This window comes from Roseisolibacter sp. H3M3-2 (genome assembly GCF_029211165.1).
Classification (GTDB): domain Bacteria; phylum Gemmatimonadota; class Gemmatimonadetes; order Gemmatimonadales; family Gemmatimonadaceae; genus Roseisolibacter.
On record NZ_JARGEK010000119.1, the window covers coordinates 1 to 12712 of the forward strand.

General features: G+C 76.1%; 12 protein-coding genes. 3 read left to right on the forward strand and 9 right to left on the reverse strand.

Translation table 11 applies throughout. The features are described 5' to 3' along the window. Nucleotides 1–169: 169 nt before the first annotated feature. Nucleotides 170–1192 carry a hypothetical protein gene (locus PYV61_RS11670; RefSeq protein ID WP_275831616.1) on the reverse strand — a complete coding sequence of 341 codons (1023 nt, stop codon included), beginning with the start codon at nt 1190–1192 and terminating at the stop codon, nt 170–172. Then, complete coding sequence (locus tag PYV61_RS11675; RefSeq protein ID WP_275831618.1) at nt 1179–2066, reverse strand: hypothetical protein; 888 nt, start codon at nt 2064–2066, stop codon at nt 1179–1181. The genes PYV61_RS11670 and PYV61_RS11675 overlap by 14 nt, the downstream gene beginning before the upstream one ends. A gap of 414 nt (nt 2067–2480) precedes the next feature. Between PYV61_RS11675 and PYV61_RS11680 the strand changes: the two genes are divergently transcribed. Then, the gene (locus PYV61_RS11680; RefSeq protein ID WP_275831620.1) at nt 2481–4565 is read left to right on the forward strand and encodes an Ig-like domain-containing protein; all 2085 of its coding nucleotides are present in this window, start codon (nt 2481–2483) and stop codon (nt 4563–4565) included. Between the two features lie 37 nt (nt 4566–4602). On the opposite strand, the gene PYV61_RS11685 is transcribed toward PYV61_RS11680, so the two are convergent. The 3 genes from PYV61_RS11685 to PYV61_RS11695 are packed head-to-tail and all read right to left on the reverse strand — an operon-like array spanning nt 4603 to nt 7663. Next, nucleotides 4603–6045, reverse strand: coding sequence for a M24 family metallopeptidase (locus PYV61_RS11685; RefSeq protein WP_275831622.1), 1443 nt, complete (start codon nt 6043–6045; stop codon nt 4603–4605). Between the two features lie 44 nt (nt 6046–6089). Continuing rightward, nucleotides 6090–6626: a hypothetical protein gene (locus PYV61_RS11690; protein ID WP_275831625.1), complete on the reverse strand. Its 537-nt coding sequence runs from the start codon at nt 6624–6626 to the stop codon at nt 6090–6092. Beyond that, complete coding sequence (locus PYV61_RS11695; RefSeq protein ID WP_275831627.1) at nt 6623–7663, reverse strand: alpha/beta hydrolase family protein; 1041 nt, start codon at nt 7661–7663, stop codon at nt 6623–6625. Before PYV61_RS11695 ends, PYV61_RS11690 begins: the two co-directional genes overlap by 4 nt. A 105-nt stretch (nt 7664–7768) precedes the next feature. Between PYV61_RS11695 and PYV61_RS11700 the strand changes: the two genes are divergently transcribed. Beyond that, nucleotides 7769–7990: a hypothetical protein gene (locus PYV61_RS11700; protein WP_275831629.1), complete on the forward strand. Its 222-nt coding sequence runs from the start codon at nt 7769–7771 to the stop codon at nt 7988–7990. Between the two features lie 150 nt (nt 7991–8140). Here the strand turns inward: PYV61_RS11700 and lepB are convergent, their stop codons facing one another. From lepB to PYV61_RS11720, 4 genes are all read right to left on the reverse strand, one after another. Beyond that, complete coding sequence (gene lepB / locus PYV61_RS11705) at nt 8141–8947, reverse strand: signal peptidase I (RefSeq protein WP_275831632.1); 807 nt, start codon at nt 8945–8947, stop codon at nt 8141–8143. A 164-nt stretch (nt 8948–9111) separates the two neighbouring features. After that, complete coding sequence (locus PYV61_RS11710; protein ID WP_275831634.1) at nt 9112–9597, reverse strand: SWIB/MDM2 domain-containing protein; 486 nt, start codon at nt 9595–9597, stop codon at nt 9112–9114. Nucleotides 9598–9778: 181 nt separating this feature from the next. Further along, a complete protein-coding gene (locus PYV61_RS11715) occupies nt 9779–10708 on the reverse strand; it encodes a lysylphosphatidylglycerol synthase domain-containing protein (protein WP_275831636.1) in 930 nt (309 codons plus the stop codon). Beyond that, nucleotides 10705–11430 carry a polysaccharide deacetylase family protein gene (locus PYV61_RS11720; RefSeq protein WP_275831637.1) on the reverse strand — a complete coding sequence of 242 codons (726 nt, stop codon included), beginning with the start codon at nt 11428–11430 and terminating at the stop codon, nt 10705–10707. Before PYV61_RS11720 ends, PYV61_RS11715 begins: the two co-directional genes overlap by 4 nt. A 151-nt stretch (nt 11431–11581) precedes the next feature. Here PYV61_RS11720 and PYV61_RS11725 point away from each other — a divergent pair, with 151 nt between their 5' ends. Next, entirely contained in the window at nt 11582–12706 is a 1125-nt protein-coding gene (locus PYV61_RS11725) for a M14 family zinc carboxypeptidase (protein ID WP_275831639.1), read from the forward strand. The last annotated feature ends 6 nt before the right edge of the window (nt 12707–12712 follow it).

A 12712-nucleotide genomic window follows, 5' to 3' on the forward strand; every position in this document is an offset into this window, starting at 1 on the left:
ACCATCGGCGCGCGCGGCGGCCGCCGAGGCGTGCAGCGCGAGCGCGGCCAGAGCGGTCGGCTCCACGGCGTCGGGGCCGTCGCCGCCGCCGGGCCAGGCGCCGCTCCCACGCTGCGAGGCTACCAGCCCGTCGCGGAGGCGCGCGGCCGCGTCGGCGGTGGGCGCGACGTCAGGCATGCGTCCCCCTCGGCGTGAGACGCGCGGCGAGCAGCCGGCGCAGCGGCGCCGGGGAGCCGTCCGGCTCCGCGCGCAGCAGCGCCATCGCCGTCGCCGGCACGTACAGCAGCGCCAGGATCCAGGGCGCGGAGCTCGGCCCGCAGAAGTTGGTCGGACAGTCGCGCGACGCCGCGATCCACGCCAGCCAGCTCCCCGCGCTGAGGGTCAGCGTGCCGAGCGCGTTCCACGGCACCAGCCAGAGCAGCAGCTGGTCGTAGTAGTAGAGGTTCTGCGGGACCAGGGCGAGCGCGGCGACGAGCCGCGCCTCGGGGAGGCGCCAGCGTGCGAGCGCCAGCAGGGGGACCCACCCCCACGGCTGCGTCACCAGCGACGGGTGGCCGGGGAGCGTGCGCGCCGCGCGCACCCAGTCGAGCGGCCAGGTCGGCACCAGTGCCAGCGCGACGGCGGCGAGCGCCAGCCCGCCGACCACCGCCCACCGGCTCGGCCGGTACACGAACAGCGCGGCGCCGAGCGTCGGCTTGAGCGACAGCGCCCACGCCGCGCCCGGGAGGAGCGCGCCGGCGACGAGCAGCGGCGACCACTGCACCAGCGACGTCGCGAGCACGAACGCCACGCTCGCCAGCGCCCACAGCCGCCACAGCCCGTCGCGCGCGATGGCGTACCCGAACAGCGCGCACGTCGCCGCCATGAATGCCGTCGCCGCGACGTCTACGGGCAGGTGCGCCAGCGGGAGCGCCGGGAACGCCGCCGGCAGCGGGTACGGGAAGTGGCTCTCGAGCGGGTAGGGCCCGCTCGGGACGATCACCTCGTACGGGTTCCGCCCATCGAGCAGCGCCCGCGCGGCGCGCCACGGGTAGGTGAAGTCTTTCCCCATGAGCTGCGGCGCGGGGTGCAGCGCGCCCCACGCGCGCGCGGCGCCGAGCGCGCCGACCGCGGCGGCCGCGACGAGGCGCTCGCTGCGCCGGAGCGGGCGCCCCGACAGCGGGCTCGCCTTCAGCCGCTCAGCGAGCGACATCGGCCCCCGTGACCGCGGCCGCGCGGCCGGGCAGGCGTGCGAGCAAGGCCTCGCGCCCACGTGCCAGGACCAGCAGCGTGGCCGGGACGTATACCAGGCCGATCGTCCACGGCACCGCCTCGGCTCCGCAGAAGTTCGGGTCGGAGCAGTGCATGCGCGTTCCCGCGTAACCGACCCAGCTCAGCGCGGCCAGACCGAAGGCGCTCCACCCGGAGCGCGCCACCAGCGCCAGCGGCAGCTGATCGTAGAAGAACGGGTTCTGCGGGACGCAGGCGAGCACCGCGATGAGGCGCGCGTCGGGGTCGCGCCAGCGCAGCAGCGCCAGCAGTGGCAGCCAGCCGAACGGCTGCGTCACCGGCGCCGGGTGCCCCGTCGTCTGCGTCGCGGCCCGCACCCACTCGAGCGGCCACGCCGGCACCCATAGCATCGCGATCAGCGCCAGCACCGCGCCGCCGATCACGGCGCGCCACGACGGCCGCCACGCGAACAGCGCCAGCCCGAGCGTGGGCTTGAGCGACAGCGTCCAGGCGAACGCCGGCACGAGGGCGCCGAGCAGCACGAGCGGCCCCCACTGCACCACCGCGAGCGCCATGCAGAAAGGGGCGCCGGCGAGCGCCCACAGCCGCCCGAGCCCGCCCCCGTCCCGCAGCAGCGCCCACGCGAAAGCGCCGGCCGACAGCCCGAAGAAGTGCGCCGCCCCGACAGTTGCCGCGAGCGGCGCGAGGGGGAGCGTCACGACCGCCGCCGGCAGCGGATACGGGAAGCGGCTCTCGTATGGGTAGGGCCCGGTCGGCTGGATGACGACGTACGGATCCTGCCCGGCCAGGAGCGCGCGGGCGGCGCGCCACGGGTACGTGAAGTCCTTCGCGACCATCTCTGGGTGCTGTGCGAGCACCACCCACACCGCAACCGCGCAGGCGAAGCCGATCAGGACCGCGAACGCCGCCCGCTCGCCCCGCGTCAGCGCGCGGCCGCCGAACAGCGACTCTCGCGGAGCGGCACGGGTAGGGCGGTCTGGAAGGGACATCAGGCGGGCGTGGAGACGTGCGGAGGGGGGCGTCGGGGCGACCGTGGAGGACGCGCGACCTTGCAGGATCGGCACGCGCCGGCCCGGTATCAAGCGCGGCGCGCGACCATCCCGACTCTGGCTGCCCCGCCCGGACCGATGTACCGTGACCAGGCAGGGCCCGACGGCCGCACCCGGCCGTGCCACCCCTCACCTCTCGGTACCCCCATGCCGAGACCGTCTCCCCGCCCGCCGTTCGCCGGCCTGCTGCTCGCGGGAGCCTTGACCGCATGCGCCGCCGACGGGTCGTCGCCGGTCGGTCTGGGCACGGGCGTGTCGGTGGCCGTCTCCGAGGTCGTCGTCCTGCCCGCAGTCGACACGATCTTCGCCCGCGACTCGTTGCGACCCACCGACGTCGTTCGGCTCCGGGCGCTCGTCGTGAGCTTCTCGGGCGGCCTGGCCTCCAACGTCCCTGTCCGCTGGAGCTCCGCCGACACCGCGATCGCGGTGGTCGACTCGACGGGCATGGTCGCCCCGCGCCGCCTCGGGACCGCGTCCATCGTCGCCGCGGCCGGCAACAAGACGGGGCGTGCCACGGTCGCAGTCGTGTGGGCGGCGCAGCGGCTCGCCCTCCTCTCGCCGGCGCAGGCGCCCAACCCCGACGGCACGCGCCCGTCGGCCGACACGCTGTTCGTCCGCAACCCGGTCGCCGCCACCGACAGACGCGCGCTCCGGGCCGCCGCCGTGGCGGCGACCGGCGACACGGTGACCGGGGTCCGGTTCGCCTGGTCGTCGAGCAACCCGGCGGTCGCGACCGTCGACTCGGCCGGCCTCGTGCAGGCGCGTGCCGTCGGCACGACCACCATCACCGTGCGCGGCGCCGACCAGGCGGCGGCGCGCGCCGTCACCGTCGCCTCGGTGCTGCGCGAGATCCGCGTGACCGCCCCGGCGACGACGGTGCTCACCGGCGACACGCTGCGCCTCGCCGCGCGGGCGATCGGGCAGAACGGCCAGACCGCCACGCCGTCGCGGATCGTCTGGACGTCGTCCAACCCCGGCGTCGCGACCATCGACTCGACCGGGCTGGCGCGCGTCGTCGGCAGCGGCACGACACGCTTCACCGCGACCAGCGACTTCGTGAGCGGCAGCACGGGGGGCGCGGTGGGCGGCGACGTGAGCGCGCTGGAGCGCCAGTTCCTCACCGTCGACGCGGGGCGCGACCACACGTGCGGCGTGATCACCCTCGGCCGGCTCTACTGCTGGGGGCTCAACGACCTCGGGCAGCTCGGCGCCGCCACCACCACGACCTGCTTCGGCGAGGGGAGCGCCAGCGCGCCGTGCAGCCTGGTCCCGGTGCGCAGCACGACCGAGCTGGCGTTCGCCGCCGTCTCCGCCGGCGCCGCGCTGAGCTGCGGCGTCGCGACGACCGGCCGCGCGTACTGCTGGGGAGACGGCGCGCTCGGGCAGATCGGCAACGGCACCAGCGCGGGCGCGCGCACGCCGACGCCGGTCGCCGGCGATGTCACCTTCGACTCGACGCCCGGCGCCATCAGCGTCGGCGGCACGCACGTCTGCGCACTCACGGCCGGCGTGCGCCAGGTGTACTGCTGGGGCTCCGACGAGTCGGGGCAGCTGGGCGCGCAGCGCGTGGGCGTCCGCAGCACGACGCCGATCCCCGCCGAGCTCCCCGTCATTCCCGTCGCGCAGCACCCGATCCGCGTCGTGAGCGCGGGCGCGGCGTCGACGTGCGCGGTCGGCGTGACGGGCCAGGCGTGGTGCTGGGGGCGCAACGTCGCCGGCGAGCTCGGGATCGGCTCCACGGCCGCCGTCGAGCTGCCGACGCCGGTGGCCGGCACCTTCACCTTCGTCGGCATCGCAGCGCCGGTGGTCGCCGGCGGGCACGCGTGCGGCGTGCTGCTCGACGGCCGCGCCGTCTGCTGGGGCGCCAACGGCTTCGGCCAGCTCGGCGCCGCGGGGCCGTCGGCCACCGCGCCCGTCGCGGTCGCGACCACGCTGACCTTCCGCGCCATCGGCGTCGGCGCCGACTTCACCTGCGCCCTCGGCAACGACGGCCGCATCTACTGCTGGGGGAACGGCGGCTTCGGGCAGCTCGGCGTCGTCGGGAGCACGGGGCACCGCGCGCCGCAGCCGGTCGACAGCCCGGTCGAGCTGAACGCCGCCGGCGATATCGTCCCCGTGCAGACGGGCGTCTCGTACGCCGCGCTGACCGTCGGGCAGCGCCACGCGTGCGGCCTCGCCGCCGACGGGAGCCTCTACTGCTGGGGCTCGGACCTCTTCGGCGCGATCGGCGCGCCGCTGCAGGCGCGCATCCAGCCACGCCCACTGCGAGTGGCCCGCCCGCTGTGAGCGGGCCGCCCCGCAGAGTCCCGCGCGGGCGCGCCGTTCAGCGCACCAGGTGGAACTCCGTCTGCCGCTTGAACGCCCACCGCACCTTCCCCTGGGCGTCGATGATCACGTCCTCCTCCTGCGCCGACCGCACCCGCTGCCCGCCCCACTCCGGCACCGGCGACGTCGCCTGCAGCTCGATGGAATACCACATCCCCGGGATCACCGTCGCGTCGCCGCGCCCCGGCACCCCCTCCTGGTAGTCCCACAGCCCGACCAGCGGCCCCGCCCCGTGCCCGTGCATGCCGATCGGGTGCGAGTAGACCGTCCCGTCGATCCCCGCCTGCCGCATCCGCGCCTGGATCGACGCCAGCACCGCGTTCCCGGTGCGCCCCGGCCGCAGCTCCTCGACGTGCATGTCCTGCATCCGGTTCGACGCGCGCAGCGCCGCCACCAGCCCCGCCGGCGGCGCCGTCTCGCCCGGGCGCAGCACGTAGCCCATGTGCTGCGTGTCGGTGTTGAGCCGGAACGCCACGATCCCGAAGTCGCAGTGCAGCACGTCGCCGCGCTGGATCACCGGGTCCTCGCCCAGCCGGTCGGCCGTCCACCCCTGCCGCTGCACCTCGACCGACGGCTGGAACCAGGTGCCGAGGCCGAGGTCGTTCACGCGCTGGCGCATCCACCACACGACGTCCTGCGTCGTCGTCTTCCCCGGCGTGATGACGCGGTTCGAGAACGCCTCGCCGATGATGTCCCACACCACGCGGTTCATCTCGCGGAACGCCGCCTCCTCGTCGGGGAGCCGGGCGGCGATCATCTCGAGCGGGAGCGCGTCGATGCGCACGAACTTCGACGCCCAGTCGGCGCCGAGCGCCTCGCTCATCCCCTCCAGCTCCCCCGCCGAGATCCCGTCGGAGAACGCGAACACGCGCGACGCGTTGACCGCGATGCGGCGCGGCCTCCGCTCCTCGATCACGCGCTTGAGCACCTGCCACTGCTCGTCGCCCCAGAGCTCGGCCTGGCGCGTGTTGGCGCCGCTCCCCGCGGCCACCGTGACGCCCGGCGCCGCGGCGACGGTCTTCATCGCGCGCACGGCCTCGTAGACGCCCCCCTGCGACGTGCCGCCGAGCGCCAGCCGCTCGACGCGGCAGCTGGTGTCGCGCGCCGCGGCCGCCGAGTCGCGCCCGGCGCAGCGGTCGAAGAAGACGTAGATCGTGCGCCGCCGCGCCGCGAACGTCGTCGGCGAGACGATCGACGAGAACACGGGGTCCTCGTTGTACTCGCGCATCGGCACCACCCACATGTCGACGCCGTGCTTCCGCAGCAGCGCCGGCAGCACGGTGCGCATCCGCTCGGCGAGCCACCCCTGCTGGCGCGTCGCCTGGTCGCGGAGCGTGCCGAAGGGGCGCTCGGGCGTGGGGCGCGCGCCCTGCGGCCCCTGCGCGGCGGCGGGCGCCGCGAGGAGGGAGAGGGCGAGGACGGCGCGGGCGGTACGACGCATCGGTCGGGGGCTCGGGGTGGGGTGCTCGGTGCGGGGCGCCGCGCTCAGGGCTCGCGCGGCGTCGGGTGCAGGTGGTGCGGGCCGCGGCGGGCGAGCGTGACGCGGACGAGCTGCACGACGGCCGCCAGCAGCGCGGCGAAGACGGCGAACGTCACCGCGCGCAGCACGAGCGTCGTGAGCGCCAGCGACGGCAGGTCGTGCCAGTGCGCGCGCCCCGACGTGCCGAGCGGCTCGCGGCCGAGGGCGATCAGGAGCGCGCTCGCCAGCACCTCGCCCGCGACCTCGGCGAGCGCGAAGGCGAGCACGCGCGCCGGCCAGCGGCGCACCGGAAAGTTGGCGAGGTGCAGCGTCAGCATCCCGCACAGCCAGAGCGCGCCGGCGCCGAGCGTGAGGGCGAGGTACCCCCACCCCACCGACCCGTCGGCGGCCGCGCCGTGCGTCAGCGCCAGCGCGCGGAAGGCGCGCGCGAGCAGCCCGGTCAGCGCCCCCATCTCGAGCGCCGAGAGCGTGAGCGTGCGCCACGCCGGCAGCTCGAGCGTCTGCCAGTGCGTGGTCTCGCGCGGGAACAGCGGCGCCTTCATCGGCCGGCGGCGCCCGGCCCGGCGATCCGCGCGCCGAGCCACGCCAGGCTCTCGCCGAGGTGCCCGCGCCAGTACGCCCAGTCGTGCTTCCCCGGCCACTCGGCGTAGCGGTGCGGCACGCCGAGCGCGTCGAGCGTGTGGTGCAGCGCGCGGTTCTGGTCGCGCGTCGAGTCGTCGACGCCGACGTCGAACATCAGCGCCGGGAGCAGGCGCGCGTCGCGCCGCCGGAGCGCCGCCGCCATCCGCCCCGGGTCGCGCGCCCACCACGCCGCCGTGTCGCGGCCGAAGGCGAGCAGCAGCCCCGCCCCCGCGCGCCCGCCCCACCGGCGCGCGATCGTGTCGGGGTCGGCGGCGTAGCGCGGCGGCGACTGCGCGTCGAACGGCGAGGCGCCCACGAGCAGCGGCGCCAGGACCCCCGAGTGGCTGGCCGCCGCCGAGTAGACGTCGGGGTAGCGGAGCGCCAGCGTGACCGCGCCGTAGCCCCCCATGCTCAGCCCCGCGATCCCGCGCGTCGCGCGCCCGGGGCGCGTGCGGTAGGCCGAGTCGACCCGCGCCACGAGGTCGCGCGCCACGTAGTCGTCGTAGTGCGGCCAGGGCACGCAGTACGACGCCGCCGGCTCCTGCCGCACCGTGTCGCGCTGGCAGTCGGCGGCGGTGACGAGCGCGTTCCAGGTCGTGTACCACGAGTCGTCGCCGTCGGGCATGACGACCAGCATCTCGGGCCCGCCCGCGGCGACCAGCGAGTCCATGGTCGCCGACAGCCCGCCGCTGCGCTCCCAGTTCCACTCGTTCCCCCACAGCCCGTGGAGGTAGTAGGCGACGGGGTAGCGGCGCGCCGGCTCGCGGTCGTACGACGGCGGCAGGTAGACGACGAACTGCTTGCGCGTCCCCAGCGCCGCCGACCACAGCGTGTCGGCGACGACGCGCCCGCGGGCCGACGACGGGGCGGACGACGCGGCGGGCTGCGCCGCGAGCGGCGCCGCGGCGGGGAGCGCGAGCAGGACGAGCGCGAGGGCGAGGCGGACGAGGGAGGCCACGCCGTAACGCTGCCCCGGCGCGCACCCCCGCGCCAGGGCCCGCGGCGCCCCCGCGGCCCGCGCGTTGCGACGACTCCCCGGTCTCCCCTTCCGACGAGGACGCAGATGCCGCAGCGCACCGACAGCTCCCTCCCCCCCGACGACGCCCCGCGCGCCGACGAGCCCACCCGCATTGACCTCGGCCGCCGCGACTTCGCCGGCGCCGGCGACTTCGCCGCCGACCAGCGCCGCCAGCGCGACGAGCGCGCCGAGGGACTCGGCGCCGGCGGCAGCGACACGCACGCGGCGAATCACCCGGAGGCGGAGGCGGAGGACGATCTGGACTAGGACCTGATAGGGCGTGCTCAGGTACGGCGTGTTCTACAACAGCGTGGTCAGAAGGGGCGTGAACTTCCACCAAGAGGTGAGAGTCACGCCCCTTCTGACCACGCCGTATCGGACCACGCCCTACTGGACCACGCCCTTCCAAGGTACGGCCTACCGGATCAGATGCCCGATCCTCCCCCACCGCACCGACGTCAGGAACGGCAACGCCCGCCCGCTCTCCGGGTCGTACGAGTAGTACACGAACAGCGGGCGGCCCCGGAGGTTGTCGCGCGGCACCAGCCCCCAGTAGCGCGAGTCCTTCGAGTTGTAGCGGTTGTCGCCGAGCATGAAGAAGCGGGCCGCCGGCACCACGACCGGGCCCCAGTTGTCGTGCGTCGGCTGCGCCGGCGCGCCGCCGAAGCGCGAGGCGGCGAGCGCGTGCTCGCGCTGCCAGTCCATCAGCGGGCTGTACTCGTTCGGGTCGCCCTTGGGGTTCCGGTCGGCGCCGAACCCCTGCGGCTGCGGGACGCCGTTCACGTACAGCAGCGCGTCGCGCATGTGCACCGTGTCGCCCGGCAGCCCCACGAGGCGCTTCACCAGCGTCGGCGTCGGGTCGTTCCCCACCGCCGCCTCGTCGGCCTGGTAGGGCGACTCGAACACCACCACCTCGCCGCGCTTCGGCTCCGCGTACCCCGGCAGGTTCACCTGCGTGAACGGGATGTGCGGCCCGTAGACCAGCTTGTTCACGAACAGCCAGTCGCCCACCAGCAGCGCCGGGATCATGCTCCCCGACGGGATCCGGAACGCCTCGATGAAGAACGTGCGGAGCAGCAGGAAGAGCACGACCGTGCCGGCGAAGGCGCGGACGCTCTCCCAGGCGCTCCCCCCGCGGCGCTTCGGGCGGGACGCGGAGCCGCCGGAGCGGCCGGCCCGCACCTCGGCGACGACGTTGCGGGGACGGGCGGACGAGGGGGCCACGGGCGCGGGAAGCAGAGAGCGACGAGCCGCGGGACGGGCGTCCCGGGGCGGATGGTGCAAACTGGCCACCCCGGCGGGCGGCGCCAAGCCCGTACGCGACGAGGGGGCGCCCCGGTTTCCCGGGCGCCCCCTCGACCACCGTCGGCCACCGTCGGGCGGTGGGGTCAGGCCTTGGTGAGGTGCTTGTTCACCAGCGCCGTCATCTCGAACATCGACACCTGCTTCTTGCCGCCGAACACCTTCTTGAGGCTGTCGTCGGCGTTGATGTTGCGCTTGTTCACCTGGTCCTGCAGGCCGTTCTTGTGGATGTAGGCCCAGATCGACTTGGCCACCTCGCTGCGCGGCATCGGCTTGTTGCCGATCACCGCCGCGAGGTCCGCGCTCGGCTGCATCGGCGCGGCGAGCGCGGGGTTCAGCGCGCGCTTCTTCGGGGCCGCGCCCTTGGTCGCCGCCGCCTTCTTCGCCGGGGCCGCGGCCTTCTTCGCGGGGGCCTTGGCGGCCGCCTTCTTCGCCGGGGCCTTGGCCGCCGCCTTCTTCGCCGGCGCCGCCTTCTTCGCCGCGGCCTTCTTCGCCGGCGCGGCCTTCTTGGCGGAGGACTTCTTCGCAGCAGCCTTCTTCGCGCCGGCAGCCGACTTCTTCGCAGTGGCCATCGCGTCTCCTGGTGGGGGAATCGAGCGCGCCCGCGGGGGAGGGAATTAGGGGCGAACGCGCCCTAACCTAAGCGCGCCCCCTGCGTACGCAATAGCCGTGCGCCCTGGGGCGCCGTGGGAGAATCGCTCGATGTCTCCGCGCGGCTTCCCGTGGGACGCGGCTCCGCGACGCGCGTCACATTCAGCGCGCGCGCAGCGCGGCCGCGAGCCAGTCGGCGAGCGCGCCCAGCACCCGCGGCGACACCGCGCGGCTCGGGAGCGACGCGTACCCCGCGGGCGCGCCCACCGGGTCGTCGAGCAGCAGGTGGTCGACGCCCGCGAGCACCCGCAGCGCGACCGCGCGGTTCCCGCCGGCGCGCAGCGTCGCCGCCAGCGTGTCCGCGTGCGCCACGGGCACCTGCCGGTCGGTGGCCCCGTGCAGCACCAGCGCGGGCGCGCGCACGCGCGGCGCCAGCGGCCCCAGCTCGTCGGCCGCGAACCAGCGCAGCGCCGTGTTCTGCGCGCGCAGCGCGTCGAGCGCGCGCCGCTGCGCCGCGTCCGCCGAGTCGCGCCGCGCCCCCGCCAGCTCGCGCGGCAGCCCCGCCGACGCCTGCCACTCGAGCAGCCGGCGCCCGGGCACCGCGGGCGCCGCCAGCAGCGCCACCGCGCGCCGCATCCACGCCGGCAGCGGCGCGACCTGCGCCGCCACCGCCAGCGTCGCCAGCTTGGCCAGCGCCTCGATCAGCGAGTGCTGCGCGAGCACCGACAGCGCCGCCGCCGTCCCCGCGCCGCCGCGCTCCGCCAGCACGGCGACGCCGGTCGCCTGGCCGAGGAACGCCGGGATCGTGTTCTGCGCCGTCGCCGTGATCGCCTGGACCTCGAACACGCGCCCGAAGCGCGCGCGCACCGCCGCCGGCAGCAGGAGCCACGTCTGCCACGCCCACAGCGCGACCACGCCCAGGTGGCACGCCGACGCGACCGCGAGCCACGGCAGCGACGCGCGCGACGCCGCGTCGAGCGTCTCGCGCCACCCCACCGCGCGCAGCGCCAGCGCGACCAGCAGCGTCGCCACCAGCCACGCCGACAGCGCGACCGCGCGCCGCGCGCGCGGGGATAGCGACGCGAGGCTCACGCGCCCCCGCGCGCGGCCTCGCGCATGGTCACGAACCGCGCGCCCCGCCCGCGCAGGAAGTCGAGCGCCGACCGCATGCACGCGAGCGCCGGCGCCCCCGTGCGGAAGCGGCAGTCGAGCCGCAGGTCGGTGCCGCGCCAGTCCACGAACTCCCACGGGTGCACGAACAGCACGACGGGGCTCGCCAGCGACGCGAGCCACGCGTCGCGCAGCGCGCGCGGCAGCCGCAGCGCCGACGACGTGAGCGACGCCGGGATCCGCGCCAGCCGCGTCGGCGCCGGGCGCCGGCGGTCGCGCCAGTACGGCGCCTTGTACTTCGCGTGCGACGAGTCGAGCGCGTACCCCGCCTCCTCCAGCAGCGGCAGGCAGGCGTCGGGGAGCGCGAGGTTCGGCGCGCGGAACGCGTCCACGGCGGCGAACCGCCGCAGCACCGCGCTCGACGCCGCGAGCTCGTCGCGCGCCTCGGCGGCGGTCATCGCGTCGAAGCGCCGGTGCGTGTGCCCGTGGCACCCCAGCTCGTGCCCCGCGCCGACGATCGCGCGGATCGCGTCGGGGTAGCGCTCCGCCACCTCGCCCGTGCTGAAGAACGTCGCCGGGACGCCCGCCTCGCGCAGCACGTCGAGCAGCGGCGCCGTCCCCTCCTCCACGCCCCGGTGCGTGTCGCTCCGGTACGGCGGGCAGTCGGGTTCGTAGTCGACCGTGAAGCAGACGAGGGGCGGCATGGGAGCGTCGAGCGTCGAGCGGGGAGCGTCGAGCGTCTCGCCTCGGCCAGCGCGCCCGCGTCACCGGAGGTATCCTACCCGGTCCCCGGCACCCGATGCACCCCGGATCCCGCGCTGCTCGGCGCGCGCCGCTCGACGCTCGACGCTCCGCATGCCCCCACGCCCCCGCCCGTCCGCCGCCCGGACGCTCGCCGCCGCGACGGCGCTCGTCCCGGCCCTCGCCGCCGCCCAGCACGGCCTGTCCGCCGCCGCCGCGGACGCCTACGACCCCGCCGTCCCCACCCCGCGCGCGGTCCTCGGCTACGACCTCGGCGACCGCTTCACCCCGCACCACCTCCTCACGCGCTACGTCGAGCGCGTCGCCGCCGCCTCGCCGCGCGTGCGCGTGGACACCCTCGGCCACACCGCCGAGGGGCGCGAGGTGCTGCTGGTCGCGGTGACGAGCGAGCCGCGCGCGGCGCGCCTGGCCGAGGCGCGCGGGCCGGTGTTCGACCGGCTCGGCCACTCGGTGCACGGCAACGAGGCGTCGGGGGTCGAGGCGGGGCTGGCGATGCTCTACCAGCTCGCCGCCGGGCGCGACGCCGAGACGCGCGCGATCCTCGACAGCGCCGTCGTGCTGCTCGACCCGTCGCAGAACCCCGACGGCCACGAGCGCCACGCGCAGGACGTCGCGCGCGCCCGCGGCGCGTTCGGCGTGCCGTCGGCGCCGGCCGCGCTGGCGCAGCAGGGCGCCTGGCCCGGCGCGCGCGGGAGCCACTACTACTTCGACCTGAACCGCGACTGGTTCATCCAGTCGCACCCCGAGACGCGGGCGCGCGTCGCCGGCTTCCTGTCGTGGATGCCGCACGTCGCGGTCGACGTGCACGAGATGGGGAGCAACAGCTCCTACTTCTTCGCGCCGCCGATGGAGCCGGTGAACCGCAACGTCCCCGCCGACGTGCGGAAGTGGTGGGACGTGTTCGCCGCCGCCAACGCCGCCGCCTTCGACCGCGCGGGGTGGGCGTACTTCCGCCGCGAGGGGTACGACGAGTTCTACCCGGGCTACGGCGTGTCGTGGCCGATCCTCACCGGCGCCACCGGCATGACGTTCGAGCAGGCGTCGAGCGGCGCCGGCGCGATCCGCCGCACCGACGGCGCGACCATGACGCTGCGCGAGGCGGCGCGCCACCACTACGCCGCCGAGTGGGCGACCACCCTCGCCGCCGCGCGCCGCGCCGCGGTGCGAGTGCGCGACTACGCCGCGGCGCGCGCCAAGTCGGAGGCCAAGCGGTCTTAGGAAGAC